Below are 18,478 nucleotides of genomic sequence, written 5' to 3' on the forward strand. Positions count from 1 at the left end.
TGTCTGCCGTTCCACCCGCAAAAGAAAAAGGAAAAGGACAATGGCACAGGAAAGAAAAGGTTCGCGCGACGATCGCCAGAACCGCGAAGAGCGCGATAGCGAATTCGTCGACAAGCTGGTCGCGATCAACCGCGTCGCCAAGGTCGTCAAGGGCGGCCGTCGTTTCGGTTTTGCTGCTCTCGTCGTCGTCGGTGACCAGAAGGGCCGCGTTGGCTTCGGTCACGGCAAGGCACGTGAAGTGCCGGAAGCAATCCGCAAGGCAACTGAAGCTGCCAAGCGCGAACTGATCTTCGTACCGCTGCGCGACGGCCGTACGCTGCATCACGACGTTCACGGCCGCCACGGCGCCGGCAAGGTTCTGCTTCGTTCGGCCAAGGTCGGTACCGGTATCATCGCCGGTGGTCCGATGCGCGCTGTTTTCGAAACGCTCGGCGTTCACGACGTCGTCGCCAAGTCGACCGGTTCCTCGAACCCATACAACATGGTTCGCGCTACCTTCGACGCTCTGAAGCACCAGGTTCACCCGAAGGACATCGCAGCACAGCGCGGCATCAAGTATGCAACGCTTCAGGCTCGCCGTGCCGCTTCCGGTAACGCTTCTGAAGAATAAGAGGAGCTGATCCATGGCCAAGGCTACAAAGAAGACCGAAGCGAAGACGGTTACCGTCGAGCAGATCGGCAGCCCGATTCGCCGTCCGGATGTCCAGCAGCGCACGCTGATCGGTCTCGGGCTGAACAAGATGCACCGTCGTCGCACGCTGGAAGATACCCCTTCCGTTCGTGGCATGATCCGTGCTGTCCAGCATCTCGTTCGCATCGTCGACGAGAAGTAAGCAGGGAGTATTCGCTATGAAACTCAATGAAATCAAAGACAACGAAGGTTCGACCCATAGCCGCAAGCGCCTCGGCCGCGGTATCGGTTCGGGCTCCGGCAAGACCGGTGGTCGCGGTGTCAAGGGTCAGAAGTCCCGTTCGGGCGTAGCCATCAACGGCTTCGAAGGCGGTCAGATGCCAATCTACCGTCGCCTGCCGAAGCGCGGCTTCAACAACATCTTCAAGGCCGACTTCGTTGTCGTGTCCCTGGAGCGTGTTCAGGCTGCTATCGACGCTGGCAAGCTCGACGCCAAGTCCACGGTTGATGCAGCAGCTCTCAAGGCTGCCGGCGTTATCCGTCGCGTCAAGGACGGCGTTCGCGTTCTCGCCGACGGCGAGCTGAAGGCAAAGGTCAAGTTCGAAGTTGCTGGCGCTTCCAAGCCGGCAGTCGAAAAGATCGAAAAGGCTGGCGGTTCCGTCACGCTTCTTTCTGCCGCAGCTGCAGAATAATTTAATCTATGATAAACCGCCCGGGGTGCTTCACACCGGGCGGTTTTGCTCCCATATGTGAGCCTCACAAAAACCGGTCGGATGCACGTGCGTCAGGACAGGTTAGACGAACAACAGGGTGAGGCATAGGTTGCGCCCGCAATCCGTCCGAAGCCCGCTTTTGAATAATTCAGAAATGCCGATCCGGCGTTCTGCCTTTCGCTTGGTCAGAGCCCGAAACCGGTAGCGCGGAGATACGCATGGCGTCTGCAGCGGAACAGTTGGCTTCCAACCTCAATTTCTCGACCTTCGCCAAAGCCGAGGATCTCAAGAAGCGCCTGTGGTTTACACTGGCAGCTCTCCTCGTCTATCGGTTGGGAACGCATATTCCGCTTCCCGGCCTCAACCCGCAGGCTTATGCACAGGCCTTCCAGGGTCAGGCAGGCGGCATTCTCGGCCTCTTCAACATGTTCTCGGGCGGCGCTGTTCAGCGCATGGCGATCTTCGCCCTCGGCATCATGCCCTACATTTCCGCTTCGATTATCGTGCAGCTGATGACCTCGGTCGTCCCGGCGCTCGAAAACCTGAAGAAGGAAGGCGAGCAGGGCCGCAAGATCATCAACCAGTACACCCGCTACGGCACGGTGCTTCTCGGCACGCTGCAGGCTTATGGCATTGCCATTGGTCTGGAGAGCGGGCAGGGGCTCGTGGTCGATCCGGGCATCTTCTTCCGCGTCTCCACCGTCATCACGCTGCTCGGCGGCACGATGTTCCTGATGTGGCTCGGTGAGCAGATCACCTCGCGCGGTATCGGTAACGGCATCTCGCTCATCATCTTCGCCGGCATCGCCGCTGGCCTGCCTTCGGCTCTTGCCGGTACGCTGGAACTCGGCCGCACAGGCGCGCTGTCGACGAGCCTCATCCTGCTGGTCATCGTCGTTGCTATCGCCGTCATCGCGATCATTGTGTTCGTCGAGCGCGCCCAGCGTCGCCTTCTGATCCAGTATCCGAAGCGCCAGGTGGGCAACCGTATGTTCCAGGGCGACACGTCGCACCTGCCGCTGAAGCTCAACACCTCGGGCGTTATCCCGGCGATCTTCTCGTCCTCGCTGCTACTCCTGCCGGCAACGATCGCGGGCTTCGCCAGCACCACCAACATGCCGACCTGGGTAACCTCGATTGTCGCGGCTCTTGGCCATGGCCAGCCGCTCTACATGCTCCTCTACGGTCTGCTGATCGCCTTCTTCGCCTTCTTCTACACGGCCATCGTCTTCAATCCGAAGGATACGGCCGACAATCTGAAGAAGCACGGCGGCTTCATCCCGGGCATCCGTCCCGGTGAGCGCACCGCCGAGTACATCGATTACGTGCTGACCCGCATCACGGTCATCGGCGCGATCTACCTCGTATTCGTCTGCATTCTTCCAGAAATCCTCGTGTCGCAGACAGGGATCCCATTATCCCTTGGTGGCACTTCGCTTTTGATTGTCGTTAGCGTAACTCTTGATACGGTCGCGCAGATTCAGGGTCACCTGATCGCGCAGCAGTACGAAGGCCTGATCAAGAAATCGAAGTTGCGTGGAGGAAAGAGGGGTCGATGAGACTTATACTTTTGGGGCCGCCGGGCGCGGGTAAGGGGACTCAAGCTCAGCGGATCGTGGAAAAGTACGGCATTCCGCAACTTTCCACGGGTGACATGCTTCGCGCCGCCGTTCAGGCCGGTACCGAAGTCGGCAAGCGCGCCAAGGCCGTCATGGATGCTGGCAAGCTTGTCTCTGACGACATCGTCATCGCAATCGTGTCGGAGCGTATCGACCAGCCCGATTGCGAGAATGGCTTCATCCTCGACGGTTTCCCGCGTACGCTGGTTCAGGCCGATGCAACGGAAGCCATGCTCAACGGCAAGGGTCTCGAACTGTCGAAGGTCGTCGAGATCCAGGTGGACGACAAGATTCTGGCGGACCGCGTTTCGGGCCGCTACACCTGCGCGAATTGTGGTGCCGGCTATCACGACACCAACGTCAAGCCGAAGGTGGAAGGGGTCTGCGACCGCTGTGGTTCGACTCACTTCAAGCGTCGTCCCGATGACAACCGCGAAACCGTGGTGACGCGTCTCGGCGCTTACTACAAGGAAACATCGCCGCTGATCGGCTACTACTATGCCAAGGGCAAGTTGCAGTCGGTGGATGGCATGGCAGACATCGATCACGTCACCGGCGAGATCGAGGGCATACTTTCGAAGCTGTAAGGCTTTGGAAATAAAACTTGGCGGGAGCGGTTGCTTTTCAGCACTGATTCCGTTAAACACCGCGCCAACTCGCGATATCTGATGCGATCGGCGCGGACTTCCGATAGGAATTCCGGGTTCGATCGTTTTGACTTGTTGAGAACCTGAATTGTAATTGCGGCCTTTCAAGGCCGTGTAACGAGACACCACTTGCCGGATGGCAACTGGAACGCAAGGAGAATAGGCGTGGCACGTATCGCTGGCGTCAACATCCCGACCGCAAAGCGCGTTGTAATCGCGCTGACGTACATTCACGGGATCGGTCCGAAATTCGCACAGGAAATCATCGAGAAGGTCGGTATTCCTGCTGATCGTCGCGTGAATCAGCTCACCGACGCTGAAGTCCTGCAGATCCGCGAAACCATCGACCGCGATTACCAGGTCGAAGGTGACCTGCGTCGCGAGACCTCGATGAACATCAAGCGTCTGATGGACCTCGGCTGCTACCGCGGCCTGCGTCATCGCCGTGGCCTTCCGGTCCGCGGTCAGCGCACGCACACCAATGCTCGTACCCGCAAGGGCCCGGCAAAGGCTATCGCTGGTAAGAAGAAGTAATTTCCGGGAAACCGGAGGTGAGGGGGCTGGCGGTCTGCGCCGGCCTCTTTTGAGTTTGGGGCAGGGCCGCAAGGTCTCGTTCCGGTGTAGCCGCTGGTATTACGGCGGTGCAGAGATCCAAGAAAGGGATTAAAATGGCCAAGGAAGCCGTACGCGTTCGCCGTCGCGAACGTAAAAACATTTCGTCGGGCGTCGCTCACGTCAACTCGACCTTCAACAACACGATGATCACGATCACCGACGCACAGGGCAACGCCATTGCCTGGTCGTCTGCTGGCGCCAAGGGCTTCAAGGGCTCGCGCAAGTCGACCCCGTTCGCCGCTCAGATCGCTGCTGAAGACTGCGCCAAGAAGGCTCAGGAACACGGCATGAAGTCGCTGGAAGTTGAAGTTTGCGGTCCGGGTTCGGGTCGTGAATCCGCTCTGCGCGCCCTCCAGGCTGCTGGTTTCATGATCACGTCCATCCGCGACGTGACCCCGATCCCGCACAATGGTTGCCGCCCGCGCAAGAAGCGTCGCGTCTGATCATCGCCATTCACAACATCGGTGAGCGGATCCTCGCTCCCGATGCTTCTCAAGCTCGGTTGTCACGATTGGATGGTGGCAACGAACGGAAGGCAAAAATATGATTCAGAAAAACTGGCAGGAATTGATCAAGCCGAACAAGGTCGAGTTCTCTTCGAGCTCGCGCACCAAGGCGACGCTCGTAGCAGAGCCGCTGGAGCGCGGTTTCGGCCTCACCCTCGGCAACGCGCTTCGCCGCGTTCTGCTGTCCTCGCTGCGCGGTGCCGCAGTGACGGCCGTGCAGATCGATGGCGTGCTGCATGAATTCTCGTCGATCCCTGGCGTTCGTGAAGATGTCACCGACATCGTCCTGAACATCAAGGAAATCGCCATCAAGATGGATGGCGACGACGCAAAGCGCATGGTCGTGCGTAAGCAGGGTCCGGGCGTTGTAACGGCTGGCGACATCCAGACGGTCGGCGATATCGAAATCCTCAACCCCGAGCATGTGATCTGCACGCTCGACGAGGGCGCCGAAATCCGTATGGAATTCACCGTCAACAACGGCAAGGGCTACGTTCCGGCCGACCGTAATCGTGCGGAAGATGCTCCGATCGGTCTCATCCCGGTCGACAGCCTTTATTCGCCGGTCAAGAAGGTGTCCTACAAGGTTGAAAATACCCGCGAAGGACAGGTTCTCGACTACGACAAGCTGAACATGACCATCGAAACCGATGGTTCGATCTCCGGCGAAGATGCCGTCGCTTTCGCGGCTCGCATCCTGCAGGATCAGCTTGGCGTGTTCGTCAACTTCGACGAGCCGCAGAAGGAAACCGAAGAAGAAGCAGTCACCGAACTCGCTTTCAACCCGGCTCTCCTCAAGAAGGTGGACGAACTCGAACTGTCTGTTCGCTCGGCAAACTGCCTGAAGAACGACAACATCGTCTACATCGGCGACCTCATTCAGAAGACCGAAGCAGAAATGCTCCGCACGCCGAATTTTGGTCGCAAGTCGCTGAACGAAATCAAGGAAGTTCTCGCTTCCATGGGCCTGCACCTCGGCATGGAAGTGCCGGCATGGCCGCCTGAGAACATCGAAGATCTCGCCAAGCGTTACGAAGACCAATACTAACCATCAAACGGCGGGCGAGATGCCTGCATGTGAAGGAGAATAGCAATGCGCCACGGTAAAGCCGGCCGCAAGCTGAATAGAACCGCTAGCCACCGCAAGGCAATGTTTGCCAACATGGCGGCTTCGCTCATCACCCATGAGCAGATCGTGACCACCCTGCCGAAGGCAAAGGAAATCCGTCCGATCGTTGAAAAGCTCGTAACCCTCGGCAAGCGCGGCGACCTGCACGCTCGTCGTCAGGCGATCTCGCAGATCCGCGACGCCGCTGTTGTTTCGAAGCTCTTCGACACGATCGCTTCGCGCTACGCAACCCGCAACGGCGGCTACCTGCGTATCATGAAGGCTGGCTTCCGCCAGGGCGACAACGCTGCTCTCGCCGTCATCGAATTCGTTGACCGCGACACCTTCGCCAAGGGCGCAGCTGACAAGGCTCGCGTTGAAGCCGAAGCAGCTGCTGCTGAAGCCGCTTAATATTTTCCGGTTCGCCGGAAGCAAAACAGCCGGGCTAGAAAGCCCGGCTGTTTTCGTTTGTGGTATTGATTTTTCATCGGGTGCACTTCGGCCGCTCGCCAGTCTTGCTGAAATGTTGAAGCCGCGCCGGTGGTGCGCCGTCTATGACCTCGACATCACCTTGCGCCTCTAGTGCGGCCTTGAAACGCGCAGCATTGCGCTTTCCCCATACTCCAAGAAAACAGGCCCCGGTCAGGTCTTCCTTGAAGACGATCGCGCCACCAAAGGCCGCGCTTAGGCTAGCCTCGCCAACGAGCCCGCCGCCGCCGTAGGCGTCTACGACGACGTCAAGCGGCGCTGCGGCAACGACTGTGTCCCCGGCCGGGGCGAAATGCGGGTCACGGTAGATGTATAGTGGCGACGCTGCTTCCATGCGGGCAGTCTGTCAGCCCTCACGGTTTCTAACAAGAGCTCAGCCAGCAGCCTGGGCTGGACGCGTTCTGCCGCCTTGCCCGTTTCGGCTACGCCTCCTGCTCCGCGCGATCGGCCGCCATGACCGGTAGAGGATCATCAGGATGATCAGGCCGACATAGATATACTGCTCGAGATCCAGAAGCTTCGTCGACAGCGCGAAATGCACCGCGCCACAGGCGGCGATGATGTAGATCAGCTTGTGCAGCCAGATCCACTTCGATCCGAGCTTTCGGATCGACAGGTTGTTGGAAGTGACAGCCAGCGGCACGAGCAGCACGAGCCCGGCCATGCCGAACATGATGAAGGGCCGCTTCATCACATCGTCGAGGACGGCGGAAACGTCGAGCGCCTGATCGAGCAGCATGTAGACGGCGAAGTGCATGGCCACGTAGTAAAAAGCGAGAAGTCCCAGCGCGCGGCGATAGCGCAGATAGTTCCAGCCGAGCAGATCGCGGGCAGGGGAGACGGCGAGCGTCAGCACCAGGAAACGGATCGCCCACAACCCGAGGAAGAGCTCGAAGGTCTTGACCGGATCGGCGCCCAGCTGGTCGGTGGCGCCGAGATAGAAGGTCCAGGCGGCAGGTAGCAGCCCGACGACATAGAGCAGCCAGACGGAGGCCGAATGCCATCGCTTCGGTAGGCTGAACGAGAGCGTTGCCATCAGAAGTTCGCCTTCAGGTCCATGCCCGCATAGAGGCTCGCTACCTCATCGCCATATCCGTTGAACGGCAGCGTCGGATGGCGGCTGGCGCCGAAGAAGCCGCTCTCGCCGATCCGCCGCTCGGTCGCCTGGCTCCAGCGCGGATGATCGACCGCGGGGTTCACATTGGCATAGAAGCCGTATTCCTGCGAATTGGTCACCTGCCAGGTGTTCTTCGGCTCCTTGTCCGTCAGCGTGATCCGCACGATCGATTTGATGCCCTTGAAGCCATATTTCCAGGGAACGACCAGCCGGATCGGCGCGCCGTTCTGGTTCGGCAGCGTCTCGCCATAAAGCCCGACGGCAAGCAGCGTCAGCGGGTGGTTGGCTTCATCAAGCCGCAGCCCCTCCACATAGGGCCAGTTAAGCGACTGGAAGATCCCCTTCTGCCCCGGCATCTCTTCAGGGCGTACCACCGTCTCGAAGGCGACATACTTGGCGCTCCCGAGCGGCTCGACCTTGCTGAGCAGCGAAGCCAGCGGAAAGCCATCCCAGGGGATAACCATCGACCATGCCTCGACGCAGCGCATGCGATAGGTGCGGCTCTCGATCGGAAATTCCTTCATCAGCGCATCGAGATCGAAGGTGCCCGGCTTGTTGACCATGCCGTCGACCTTGATCGTCCAGGGCGCGGGCTTGAAGTCGCCGGACAGCGCCACCGGATCACCCTTGTCGAGACCGAACTCGTAGAAGTTATTGTAGGTTGTCACATCCTTGACCGGCGTCAGCTTCTCGTCGACCTTGTACTTGCTGTCGACCGCCGATAGCGCGGCCGCGCTGGCCGTGCCGGCACCCAACAGGCCGACGGCGCCAATCGCGGCAGCACTGAGGAACTGACGGCGATCAAGATAGGTCTGGCGCGGCGTGATCTCCGAAGAGGCGATCCTGGGTGGACGGTAGACGGGCATGGTATCCTCCTGAGCAACCTAGCTCGGCATTGAACCTTCAACGCATTCAGGTTCGTTTCGGATCACTGTTTACGCCTTGAAGCGGCCGTCCGGGAAGCCAACTTATCGTGTAGCGAAAACGTGCTTCTGCCTGTAACAAACCACGTTCCGCCCACGTATATGATCGATGGACGCCTGAGGCGTACCGAGGAGTACCGCTTTTGCCTTTCCCGGTAGTGACAGCATATACTCTTTGGATTAGGACAATTCAAAAAAGCAGCGGTATCAGGAGCGTGTCGTCAAGATCCGCCCGGTATCGCGCAAGACTTCCGATGTTGTGAGGAAACACCAATGCCAGCTTATCGTTCGAGAACCACGACCCACGGCCGCAATATGGCGGGCGCACGCGGCCTTTGGCGCGCCACGGGCATGAAGGATTCGGATTTCGGCAAGCCGATTATCGCGGTGGTCAACTCCTTCACCCAGTTCGTGCCGGGTCACGTCCACCTGAAGGACCTTGGCCAGCTCGTCGCCCGCGAGATCGAAGCGGCCGGCGGCGTCGCCAAGGAGTTCAACACGATCGCCGTCGACGATGGCATCGCCATGGGCCATGACGGCATGCTCTATTCGCTGCCTTCGCGCGAACTGATCGCCGACAGCGTCGAATACATGGTCAACGCCCACTGCGCCGACGCCATGGTCTGCATCTCCAACTGCGACAAGATCACCCCCGGCATGCTGATGGCCTCGCTGCGCCTCAACATCCCGACGGTCTTCGTCTCCGGCGGCCCGATGGAAGCCGGCAAGGTTGTGCTGAACGGCAAGAAGGTCGCGCTCGACCTCGTCGATGCCATGGTCGCAGCCGCAGACGACAAGATCAGCGATGAAGACGTCGCCGTCATCGAGCGCTCCGCTTGCCCGACTTGCGGTTCCTGCTCCGGCATGTTCACGGCAAACTCGATGAACTGTCTGACGGAAGCCCTGGGCCTGTCATTACCCGGAAACGGCTCGACACTCGCCACCCATTCCGACCGCAAGGAACTCTTCCTTGAAGCCGGGCGTCGCGTCGTCGAGCTTGCCCGTCGTTATTACGAACAGGACGATCTGACCGCTCTGCCGCGCACGATCGCCAGCAAGGGCGCGTTCGAAAATGCCATGGCGCTCGACATTGCCATGGGCGGCTCGACCAATACCGTCCTGCACATCCTGGCGGCAGCCCACGAGGGCGAGATCGATTTCACCATGGACGATATCGATCGCCTGTCGCGTCGCGTTCCCTGCCTGTCGAAGGTCGCGCCCGCCAAGGCCGACGTTCACATGGAAGACGTTCACCGCGCCGGCGGCATCATGGCCATCCTCGGCGAACTCGACCGTGCCGGCCTGCTGAATGTCGATCTTCCGACGGTTCACTCTCCGACCATGCGTGAAGCGCTGGCACAGTGGGATGTCGCTGTCACCGACAACAAGGCTGCCTTCGATCTCTTCAGTGCCGCTCCCGGTGGTGTTCCGACACAGGTCGCCTTCAGCCAGAGCTCGCGTTGGGAAGAACTCGACCTCGACCGCGAAACCGGCGTCATCCGCGATGCCCAGCATCCCTTCTCCAAGGATGGTGGTCTGGCTGTCCTGAAGGGCAACCTGGCGCTGGATGGCTGCATCGTGAAGACGGCAGGCGTCGATGAATCGATCCTGAAGTTCTCCGGCCCGGCCAAGGTCTACGAAAGCCAGGATGCGGCGGTAAAGGCGATCCTGTCAAACGAAGTCGTCGCCGGCGATGTCGTGGTCATCCGCTACGAAGGCCCGAAGGGCGGCCCGGGCATGCAGGAAATGCTCTATCCGACGAGCTATCTGAAGTCGAAGGGCCTTGGAAAGGCCTGCGCGCTGATCACCGATGGCCGCTTCTCCGGCGGCACCTCGGGTCTGTCCATCGGCCACGCCTCTCCGGAAGCGGCCAATGGCGGCACCATCGGCCTCGTGCGCGAAGGCGACATGATCGACATCGACATCCCGAACCGCACGATCAGCCTGCGCGTCGACGACCAGGAGCTGGCAACCCGCCGCGCCGAACAGGACGCCAAGGGCTGGCAGCCGGCCGAAAAGCGCAAGCGCAACGTCACGACCGCGCTGAAGGCTTATGCCGCCTTCGCAACCAGCGCCGACCGTGGCGCCGTTCGCGATCTCGGCGATCGCTGAACCTACTGATTAAAAGTCAGTTGCTCTATTAAACCGGTCGCCTCAAAGCGGCCGGTTTATGTTTTTGTAGGTTTCTGCCAGTTGCTTCAGCCGCTCGTCGTAGGCGGCCTGAATGCAGGCGACGTCGGCGGCGCACTCTTGGCGCTTCTTCAGCCACGCCGTCTGCTCATCCTGCATCGTGCCGCGCGAGCCCATGGCAAGCAGGCCGGATAACAGGTCGAAGGTGGTCACCATCTTCACGTCGGCGTCGTTGAGCGCGCGGTTGTCGCAGATCGCCTTCTCGTCCGGCTTCAGCTCCTTGGCCTCGCAATCGAAGCTTGCCGCGTGGCTTGTCCCGGCGCAGCAAAGAAGCAGCGCGGCGGCGGTGAAGAGAAGGGGCTGGCGATATCGCGTCATGCAGTGGTTCCTGTCTGGTCTATCTGGCTCTCAAAAATGCCATGCCGACGAAGATGATGCAGCAAAGCCAGATGGCAAGGATGACGATCAGCCCGGCGCGGCTGGACGGCCGCTCCAGACGCGCGGCGGCGTCAAGACGCAGCTCCGCCATGACATCGGAAGGGATGAGCCTGACGGCGAGCATGATGCCCAAGGGCACGATGAGGAGATCGTCGAGATAACCAAGCACGGGGATGAAATCGGGGATCAGGTCGATTGGCGACAACGCGTAGGCGGCAACCCCTCCCGCGGCCGCCTTGGCGTACCAGGGTACGCGCCTGTCGCGTGCGGCGAGCCACAGGGCCACGACGTCACGCTTCAGTGACTTTGCCCAGAGTTTGGCCTTTGATATCAGTTGCATGCCTGTCGTTCCTGATTCAGTTTGGCAAGTCTGTCGCGCATCGGTTCACCCGTCCTGTTCTTCCATGCTTCCGCCCTCTTTCCTTTCTAGCGTCCGGCACTACAACGTTCTCTCAAGACGATTTCAAGAAGGGATTATTATGCACGACCTGTTGAAGCGCGCCTCTCTGCCGCTGCTTGCTCTGGTGCTTGCACTGCCGATCAACGCTCACGCCCAAACGGCAAATAGCGAGACGGGCAAGACCGTGCCGCAGAGCCAGATGGAGATGCAGCTGTCCTTCGCGCCGCTCGTCAAGCAGACGGCGGGTGCGGTGGTGAATGTTTATGCGGAAAAGACAGTGCGCCGTCAGTCGCCGTTTGCCGGCGATCCCTTCTTCGAGCAGTTCTTCGGACAGCAGATGCCGAACCGTACGCAGAAGCAGTCCTCGCTCGGCTCCGGTGTCATCGTCGAGGCCAACGGCACGATCGTGACCAACAACCACGTCATCGAGGGCGCCGACGAAATCAAGATCGCGCTCTCGGATGGCCGCGAGTTTCCCTGCAAGGTCATTCTGAAGGACGATCGGCTGGATCTCGCCGTGCTGAAGGTCGATACCAAGGCGACGTTCCCGGCGCTTCCGATCGGCAATTCCGACGCTGTTGAAGTCGGCGATCTCGTGCTTGCCATCGGCAATCCGTTCGGTGTCGGCCAGACGGTCACGTCAGGCATCGTCTCGGCGCTGGCGCGCAACCAGGTCGTCAAGGACGAGTTCGGCTTCTTCATCCAGACCGACGCCTCGATCAACCCCGGCAATTCCGGCGGCGCGCTGATGAACATGAAGGGCGAGCTGATCGGCATCAACACCGCCATCTTCTCGCGCGGCGGCGGCTCCAACGGCATCGGCTTCGCCATCCCCGCCAACCTCGTGAAAGTCTTCGTTGCTTCCGCTGACGCGGGCGTGAAGACCTTCGAGCGTCCCTATGTCGGCGCGACCTTCGATGCGGTCACCTCTGACGTCGCCGATGCGCTCGGCCTCGAGAAAGCGCGCGGCGCCATCGTCGTCAAGGTCACGGAAGGCGGCCCGGCCGCAAAGGCCGGCCTGAAGGCTGGTGAAGTCATCACTGCGGTCGACGGCATCGCGGTGGAGCACCCCGACGCGCTCTATTACCGCCTGACCACGGCCGGTCTCGGCAAGCCGGTCGATCTCGCCATAACCGACAATGGCAAGGAAGAGCATGTGAAGATGACGCTCGGCCAGGCGCCTGAGACGACGCCGCGCGACCAGCGCACGATCGGCGGCCGCTCGCCGTTTACAGGCACCGTCGTCGAGAACCTGTCGCCGCGCGTGGCCGATGAGCTGCGCATGGCAAGCGAGAGCACGGGCGTCGTCGTTTCGGAAGTAAAGGATGGCTCCGTTGCCCAGCAGCTCGGTTTCGAGCCGAAGGACATCATCGTCTCCGTCAACAGTGCCGATGTGAAGACCACGAAGGATCTTGCTACGTTGGCCGCGCAGAACCCGAGCTTCTGGCGCGTCGAGATCGAGCGCAATGGCCAGCGTATCCGGCAGTTCTTCCGATGAGCAATGATCTCTTCGCGCCGCGTATTCCGCCGGAGGTCGCCAACAGGCGGCCGCTGGCGGATCGGCTTCGCCCGCAGACCATCGCCGACGTCACCGGTCAGGATCACCTGACCGGCGAGGACGGTGTTCTCAGGCGGATGATCGAAAGCGGCTCGTTGGGATCGATGATCTTCTGGGGACCACCCGGAACCGGCAAGACCACCGTCGCGCGCCTGCTGTCGGGCGAGGCGGGTCTTGCCTTCGAACAGATTTCGGCGATCTTCTCAGGCGTCGCCGATCTCAAGAAAGTCTTCGAGGCCGCCCGCCTTCGCCGCATGGACGGGCGCCAGACGCTTCTCTTCGTTGACGAGATCCATCGCTTCAACCGCGCCCAGCAGGATAGCTTTCTGCCTGTGATGGAAGACGGCACCGTCATCCTTGTCGGCGCCACCACCGAGAACCCGTCCTTCGAGCTCAACGCCGCTCTTTTGTCACGCGCCCGCGTACTGACCTTCAAGTCGCATGACGATCAAAGCCTCGCCGAACTCTTGAACCGCGCCGAGGCGATCGAGGGCAGGGAGCTGCCGCTGACGCCGGAAGCCCGCGTCAGCCTGCTGCGCATGGCCGATGGCGATGGCCGCGCCGTGCTGACGCTCGCCGAGGAAGTCTGGCGCGCCGCCCGCCGCGACGAAATCTTCGACACCGAGGGACTGACGAAGATCGTCCAGCGCCGCGCCCCCGTCTACGACAAGGCCCAGGACGGCCACTACAATCTGATCTCGGCCCTGCACAAGTCCGTGCGCGGCTCCGATCCCGATGCGGCGCTCTACTATCTCGCGCGCATGTTCGACGCTGGTGAGGATCCACTCTATCTCGGCCGCCGGCTGGTGCGCATGGCGGTCGAAGACATCGGTCTTGCCGATCCGCAGGCGCTTGTCATCTGCAATGCCGCCAAGGACGCCTACGATTATCTCGGCTCGCCCGAGGGGGAACTGGCGCTGGCGCAGGCCTGCGTCTATCTCGCCACCGCGCCGAAATCCAACGCCGTCTACACCGCCTTCAAGGCCGCCACCATGGCCGCCAAGCAGAACGGCTCGCTGCTGCCGCCCAAGCACATCCTGAACGCGCCGACCAAGCTGATGAAGGATGAGGGCTACAACGAAGGCTATCGCTACGACCACGACGAGCCGGATGCCTTTTCAGGCCAGGATTATTTCCCGGAGAAGATGGGCCGCCAGACTTTCTACGATCCGCCCGAGCGCGGCTTCGAGCGCGATATCCGCAAGCGGCTTGAATGGTGGTCGAAACTCAGGAAAGAGCGCAATCCGCGTTGATCACGACGCCCGTGTCTGCGCCGATGGCGCGGTGACGATCTTGACGGATGATTCCGCAAGGCCGTGATGGCCTTCCATATCGACCACGAGATGCCAGTGGCCGCTGTCGGGGATCGGCACCCGGATCGGAGATTTGCGCGCAACGCCGCCGACATATTTGAAATCGAGCACTTCGGTGAAACGCTGGTAGTTCGGCGATGTCATCAGCCGAACATTGGCGACCGCGTTCAAGGTCACCTCGATCACCGTTCCGGCGCGCTGTTCCTTGAGATCGTAATGAGTGAAGCGGAAATTCGGCTTGTTCGACATCGTGTCTGCTCGGCGTGGGGTAGGGGCAGATGATACGAAACGGCGGTTAAGGAAGCGTTCGCCAACGCCCGCGGGAACGCCGTTGCGCGCTCCCGCTGAGGTGGATCATGTCCCGTCAGTGCACATGTCCGCGGCCATCGGGCCGATTGAACGGCAGCAGCGTTCGTGTGCGGGTGATCGCGATCTGCGTGGCATCGTGATCGCATTCGTCGGAGGCGAAATGCAATGCGGCGCTCTCGCTGATAAACAGACCGCCGACGCGCCCCTCGCGATCCTGAACCACCCATCCGCCGCCCTTGCTCCGACCGATGGTAAAGCGCGGCAGGGGGCTGGGCTGGTTGGTCGCGGCGAGGGCACGCGCGTTGGAGGAGGGCATGATCTTTCCTTTCAGGTTGGATGACCGAGGCTGTGATTGGAATTGTCGGGCTCAGACGGCGCGCGCTTGGCGACGGCTCTCGGCAAGCCCTGTCAGGGCGGCGAAAACCGCTGCCTTCTCGATGGCATCGAGGCCGACCATCGGCAGGCGGACATCAGGGAGAGTGCCAAGCAGCACATGCAACGCGTATTTGACGGGAGCCGGCGAGCCATCTTCCGCAAGCGCCCTTATGAGCGGTTGCAGACGGTCCTGCAGCGCCATGGCCGCCGCCACGTTGCCCGCTTTCGCCGAGCGATGAAGCGAAGCAAACAGGCGCGGCTCGACATTTGCACCAGACGACAGCATGCCATCGCCGCCGCAAGCGAGAAACGAAAGTGCGCTGCCGTCATCGGATGACAGTGAGACGAAGCGTCGGCGCAGACACGGCGAGAGCCGGGTCGCCACACCGCTCGAATGGACGACGCCGAGGATGCTCTCGATAGGCGCCAACGCCTTGAGGCTTTCCGGCGCCAAGCTGCTGGCGCAACGCGAGGGGTTGTCATCGATGATGACCGGCAGATCGCTCGCCGCCGCCACCTGTTCGAAATGGTGGACGATACCCTTCAGCCCCGGTTTCGAATAATAGGGCACCGTGACGAGCGCTGCGTCGGCGCCGAGCTTTCGCGCCTCCAGCGTCAGCGCGATCGTGGTCGATGTGGCATTGGTACCGGTCGCGGCGATGATGGGCACCCGCCCGGCGGCGACCCTGATGCAGGTGCGGATGACGGCCGCCCGCTCGGTGGGCGACAGCGTCGGCCCTTCTCCCGTTGCGGTGCAGACGGCCAGCGCGTCGATGCCGGAATTGATCTGCCGCTCCGCCAGCCGCTCGAGCATCGCAAGGTCGAGCCGGTCGTTCCTGAATGGCGTGACCAGTGCCGTGATCACAGGTCCCAGTCGTAGTCGCGTGTCCATCCGCATGGCCGTGTCAGATACTGCCCCAGATGACATAGATCTCGACGGCGGCAAGCACGAGACCGAAGACGATCAGCAGGTGCGCCGTGCGCTTCTCGCGCATATGACGCTTGACCACCGGTCGTCGGGGCCGGCCGGTCGGAGGGTGGGGAAACAGGAAGTCTCGCATGACGTCTACCTCTGAATTTCGATCACAGGCTAGCGCCGCGCGGCGTATGAAATCCATTCGCTGGTCTTCGACGGGAAATAGAAATCTCATAAAGACGGGGTCGGCTGGCGGCGGACAGCGATCGCTAAATGGAATCCGAAATCATGGACTTGCGGCGCGTTTCGGACTCGACTTGCGAAGCACTTGAATCAGAATGAGAAGGCGCGGGAGGAGATTGTGCAAGGGCATGTCGGGAACGCGATATGCCATTCGTCCTTGCATCATGAGCGGCGCAACCGCGCTGCGGAGCGTTCACGTATCAGGCCGTTATCGGCACAGGGAGAGAGATATGGGCAGGACAATCGCAATTCTGATCGCAAGGCTGATCTTCGCCGGCGTGTTCATCATGGCGCTGAGCTTCAAGTTCATGGATATAACGGCCACGGCCGGCTACATCGCCGCCGCCGGCTTTCCATTCCCACTCTTTCTCGCCTGGGTCGCGGCCTTCTTCGAGCTGGGGCTGGCGCTTGCCTTCCTGACCGGCATCTTCTTTTCGCCGGCAGCCCTGCTGGCGGGGATCTATGTGATCTTCCTCGCCGTGGCATTCCACGGACCCGGGCGCTGGGCTGGCAATCAGGCGGAGTTCGGCTTCTTCATCGACCACTTCACCTTCCTGGCGGGCCTACTCTTCGCGGCGGTACACGGTCCCGGCGAGGCGCTGGTCGTCAGGACCGGCCAAGCTCGCCCGCCGTCTGCCCTAGCGCAGTAGGCCGTCGAGAGCGGGCATGCCGAGGAAGGCCGAGGCGCCGATCAGCCCGTAGCAGATGATCCGGAAGGTGCTCTCCTTGGCGAAGCCGAAAAGCTTGGAGCCGAGAAACAGGCCGATCGTATAGCTCGGCAGAATGACCAGCGTCAGCGCGAACACCGTATCGACGAACAGCCCGCCGGCATAATAGCTGGCGACGCTGAAGCAGGTGGAGATCGCGAAGTAGATGATGATGTTGGAGCGCACCTTGGTGAACTCGGTCTTTCCGCCCAGCCAGTAGGCGACGACGGGCGGCCCGCCGAGTTGGGCAGCGCCGCTGAACAAACCAGCCACCAGCCCGACCGCAGCACTCAGATAGGAATGCGGCTCCCCGTGATAGCGCCAGCCCGAGACCAAGAGCGCAAGCAGTAACAGCGCGATGACGGTGATCGACCAGCGCAAGAGCAGTGGGTCCATCAGCGTCAGCACCGCGGTTCCGGCGGGAACACCGAGCATCGCACCCGCAGCCATGGTGAAGACCTCGCGCCGGTTCGCCCGCTTCCACGCGGGCGGTATCATGCCCAGCGTCGCCAGCCCGTCGATGACGAGCAGCACCGGCGAGATCAGCTTTGGCCCGATGATGGCGCCGCCGAGCGGAATGAAGATCAGCGCCGCCCCGAAGCCGGAAAAGCCGCGGGCAAGCCCGGCAATGCAGGCGATGGCGATCAGCGTATAGAGCCCATGATCCGGCAGCGCGGCGGAAAGCCACGCACCTATATCGGCCATGCTACCGGAAAACGACATGAACGCCCGGCCTCGCTCAGGAGGCCAGCATCAGATCCATGTTCTGCACGGCGGCGCCCGACGCACCCTTGCCGAGATTGTCGAGCAGGGCCACGAGATTGACCTGCGAACCACCCGGCGTGCCGAAGACGAAGAGCTTCATCGTATCCTTGCCGGCGAGTTCGACCGCATCGACGCGCGCCATCTTGCTGCTGTCTGCGAGCGGCACGACCGCGACGATATCCTGGCCGGCATAATGCGCGGTCAGCGCCGCGTGAATGCTCTCCAGCGTCGTGCCTGCGGCCAGCATGTCGAGATGCAGCGGAACCTGCACGATCATGCCCTGCGCGAATTTGCCGACCGATGGCGCGAAGATCGGCGCGCGGTCGAGCAGGCCGTGGATCTTCATCTCAGGCACATGCTTGTGCGCCAGGGTCAGGCCATAGAGGAAGTGCGGCGCGCTGATCGCGTCGTCGCGGCTCTGGTCTTCCATCTGCGCGATCATCTGCTTGCCGCCGCCGGTATAGCCGGAGACCGCGTTGACGGTCACGGGATAGCCGTCCGATAGAATGCCGGCAGCCCGCAGCGGTCGCATCAGGCCGATGGCACCGGTCGGATAGCAGCCCGGATTCGCGACGAAGCGAGCCGAACTGATCTTGCCAGCCTGCTCCTTGTCCATCTCGGCAAAGCCATAGGCCCAGGAAGGGTCGACGCGATAGGCGGTCGAGGTGTCGATGACGCGGACATTGTTGTTGGCCGAGACCATCTGCACGGCTTCCTTCGACGCATCGTCGGGCAGGCAGAGGATGGCGATATCGGCGCTATTGAGCATATCCTCGCGGATCGTGGCATTGCGGCGCTCCGCTTCCGGAATGGACAAAAGCTCGACATCGCGGCGGCCGGCCATGCGCGTGCGGATCTGCAGGCCCGTCGTGCCGTGTTCGCCATCGATGAAGATCTTCGGTGCCATTGTCTTGCTCACACTTTCAATAGGTTAGAAAGAAGTCCGGAATCATTTT

At 61.3% G+C, this 18,478-nt stretch carries 23 protein-coding genes; 13 read left to right on the top strand and 10 right to left on the bottom strand.

The features are described 5' to 3' along the window. Positions 1-40 precede the first annotated feature (40 nt). The 9 genes from rpsE to rplQ all read left to right on the top strand — a co-directional run bounded on the left by rpsE (position 41) and on the right by rplQ (position 6,250). Positions 41-610, top strand: a complete 570-nt coding sequence (rpsE, locus tag ACVTFQ_RS05690; RefSeq protein WP_018900261.1) for a 30S ribosomal protein S5 — start codon at positions 41-43, stop codon at positions 608-610. Between the two features lie 13 nt (positions 611-623). Next, positions 624-833 (top strand): 50S ribosomal protein L30, encoded by a 210-nt coding sequence (gene rpmD / locus ACVTFQ_RS05695; RefSeq protein WP_016553562.1) that lies wholly within the window; start codon positions 624-626, stop codon positions 831-833. Positions 834-849: 16 nt separating this feature from the next. Then, entirely contained in the window at positions 850-1,323 is a 474-nt protein-coding gene (rplO, locus tag ACVTFQ_RS05700; protein ID WP_016553563.1) for a 50S ribosomal protein L15, read from the top strand. Positions 1,324-1,562: 239 nt separating this feature from the next. After that, complete coding sequence (gene secY / locus ACVTFQ_RS05705; protein ID WP_018900260.1) at positions 1,563-2,903, top strand: preprotein translocase subunit SecY; 1,341 nt, start codon at positions 1,563-1,565, stop codon at positions 2,901-2,903. Next, positions 2,900-3,550, top strand: coding sequence for an adenylate kinase (locus tag ACVTFQ_RS05710; protein WP_111561258.1), 651 nt, complete (start codon positions 2,900-2,902; stop codon positions 3,548-3,550). The genes secY and ACVTFQ_RS05710 overlap by 4 nt, the downstream gene beginning before the upstream one ends. A 225-nt stretch (positions 3,551-3,775) precedes the next feature. Continuing rightward, entirely contained in the window at positions 3,776-4,144 is a 369-nt protein-coding gene (rpsM, locus tag ACVTFQ_RS05715; protein WP_018900258.1) for a 30S ribosomal protein S13, read from the top strand. A gap of 134 nt (positions 4,145-4,278) precedes the next feature. Continuing rightward, positions 4,279-4,668, top strand: coding sequence for a 30S ribosomal protein S11 (gene rpsK, locus ACVTFQ_RS05720; protein ID WP_003547577.1), 390 nt, complete (start codon positions 4,279-4,281; stop codon positions 4,666-4,668). A 100-nt stretch (positions 4,669-4,768) separates the two neighbouring features. After that, positions 4,769-5,779: a DNA-directed RNA polymerase subunit alpha gene (locus ACVTFQ_RS05725; RefSeq protein WP_007787729.1), complete on the top strand. Its 1,011-nt coding sequence runs from the start codon at positions 4,769-4,771 to the stop codon at positions 5,777-5,779. Between the two features lie 45 nt (positions 5,780-5,824). Then, the gene (gene rplQ / locus ACVTFQ_RS05730; protein ID WP_018900257.1) at positions 5,825-6,250 is read left to right on the top strand and encodes a 50S ribosomal protein L17; all 426 of its coding nucleotides are present in this window, start codon (positions 5,825-5,827) and stop codon (positions 6,248-6,250) included. A gap of 73 nt (positions 6,251-6,323) precedes the next feature. On the opposite strand, the gene ACVTFQ_RS05735 is transcribed toward rplQ, so the two are convergent. The 3 genes from ACVTFQ_RS05735 to msrP are packed head-to-tail and all read right to left on the bottom strand — an operon-like array spanning position 6,324 to position 8,311. Next, positions 6,324-6,662, bottom strand: coding sequence for a hypothetical protein (locus ACVTFQ_RS05735; protein ID WP_111561259.1), 339 nt, complete (start codon positions 6,660-6,662; stop codon positions 6,324-6,326). Between the two features lie 39 nt (positions 6,663-6,701). Continuing rightward, positions 6,702-7,364: a protein-methionine-sulfoxide reductase heme-binding subunit MsrQ gene (gene msrQ / locus ACVTFQ_RS05740; RefSeq protein WP_111561260.1), complete on the bottom strand. Its 663-nt coding sequence runs from the start codon at positions 7,362-7,364 to the stop codon at positions 6,702-6,704. Continuing rightward, positions 7,364-8,311 (bottom strand): protein-methionine-sulfoxide reductase catalytic subunit MsrP, encoded by a 948-nt coding sequence (gene msrP / locus ACVTFQ_RS05745; protein ID WP_111561261.1) that lies wholly within the window; start codon positions 8,309-8,311, stop codon positions 7,364-7,366. Before msrP ends, msrQ begins: the two co-directional genes overlap by 1 nt. A gap of 330 nt (positions 8,312-8,641) precedes the next feature. Between msrP and ilvD the strand changes: the two genes are divergently transcribed. Further along, on the top strand, positions 8,642-10,480 hold the full coding sequence (gene ilvD, locus ACVTFQ_RS05750; RefSeq protein WP_111561262.1) for a dihydroxy-acid dehydratase: 1,839 nt from the start codon (positions 8,642-8,644) through the stop codon (positions 10,478-10,480). A 42-nt stretch (positions 10,481-10,522) separates the two neighbouring features. Here ilvD and ACVTFQ_RS05755 read toward each other — a convergent pair whose 3' ends face one another. Then, entirely contained in the window at positions 10,523-10,876 is a 354-nt protein-coding gene (locus tag ACVTFQ_RS05755) for a lysozyme inhibitor LprI family protein (RefSeq protein ID WP_111561263.1), read from the bottom strand. Between the two features lie 19 nt (positions 10,877-10,895). Continuing rightward, on the bottom strand, positions 10,896-11,276 hold the full coding sequence (locus ACVTFQ_RS05760; protein WP_111561264.1) for a YkvA family protein: 381 nt from the start codon (positions 11,274-11,276) through the stop codon (positions 10,896-10,898). Positions 11,277-11,415: 139 nt separating this feature from the next. Here ACVTFQ_RS05760 and ACVTFQ_RS05765 point away from each other — a divergent pair, with 139 nt between their 5' ends. Both ACVTFQ_RS05765 and ACVTFQ_RS05770 read left to right on the top strand, forming a co-directional pair. Next, positions 11,416-12,834 (top strand): DegQ family serine endoprotease, encoded by a 1,419-nt coding sequence (locus ACVTFQ_RS05765; RefSeq protein ID WP_111561265.1) that lies wholly within the window; start codon positions 11,416-11,418, stop codon positions 12,832-12,834. After that, positions 12,831-14,147, top strand: coding sequence for a replication-associated recombination protein A (locus ACVTFQ_RS05770; protein ID WP_018900249.1), 1,317 nt, complete (start codon positions 12,831-12,833; stop codon positions 14,145-14,147). Before ACVTFQ_RS05765 ends, ACVTFQ_RS05770 begins: the two co-directional genes overlap by 4 nt. Here ACVTFQ_RS05770 and ACVTFQ_RS05775 read toward each other — a convergent pair whose 3' ends face one another. The 3 genes from ACVTFQ_RS05775 to dapA form a co-directional block, all read right to left on the bottom strand. Further along, the gene (locus ACVTFQ_RS05775) at positions 14,148-14,456 is read right to left on the bottom strand and encodes a DUF1883 domain-containing protein (protein WP_111561266.1); all 309 of its coding nucleotides are present in this window, start codon (positions 14,454-14,456) and stop codon (positions 14,148-14,150) included. It abuts the gene before it with no gap. Between the two features lie 115 nt (positions 14,457-14,571). Continuing rightward, on the bottom strand, positions 14,572-14,832 hold the full coding sequence (locus tag ACVTFQ_RS05780) for a hypothetical protein (RefSeq protein WP_111561267.1): 261 nt from the start codon (positions 14,830-14,832) through the stop codon (positions 14,572-14,574). 51 nt (positions 14,833-14,883) lie between these two features. Further along, a complete protein-coding gene (gene dapA / locus ACVTFQ_RS05785) occupies positions 14,884-15,789 on the bottom strand; it encodes a 4-hydroxy-tetrahydrodipicolinate synthase (RefSeq protein WP_111561268.1) in 906 nt (301 codons plus the stop codon). A 491-nt stretch (positions 15,790-16,280) separates the two neighbouring features. Here dapA and ACVTFQ_RS05790 point away from each other — a divergent pair, with 491 nt between their 5' ends. Further along, the gene (locus tag ACVTFQ_RS05790) at positions 16,281-16,700 is read left to right on the top strand and encodes a DoxX family protein (RefSeq protein WP_111561269.1); all 420 of its coding nucleotides are present in this window, start codon (positions 16,281-16,283) and stop codon (positions 16,698-16,700) included. Here the strand turns inward: ACVTFQ_RS05790 and ACVTFQ_RS05795 are convergent. Together ACVTFQ_RS05795 and argC are read right to left on the bottom strand one after the other, a co-directional pair. Then, positions 16,689-17,480 carry a sulfite exporter TauE/SafE family protein gene (locus ACVTFQ_RS05795; RefSeq protein ID WP_111561270.1) on the bottom strand — a complete coding sequence of 264 codons (792 nt, stop codon included), beginning with the start codon at positions 17,478-17,480 and terminating at the stop codon, positions 16,689-16,691. The genes ACVTFQ_RS05790 and ACVTFQ_RS05795 overlap by 12 nt on opposite strands. Before the next feature lie 16 nt (positions 17,481-17,496). Further along, positions 17,497-18,429, bottom strand: a complete 933-nt coding sequence (gene argC / locus ACVTFQ_RS05800; protein WP_111561271.1) for an N-acetyl-gamma-glutamyl-phosphate reductase — start codon at positions 18,427-18,429, stop codon at positions 17,497-17,499. Positions 18,430-18,478 lie beyond the last annotated feature (49 nt).

The organism is Rhizobium sp. O111, assembly GCF_055616315.1.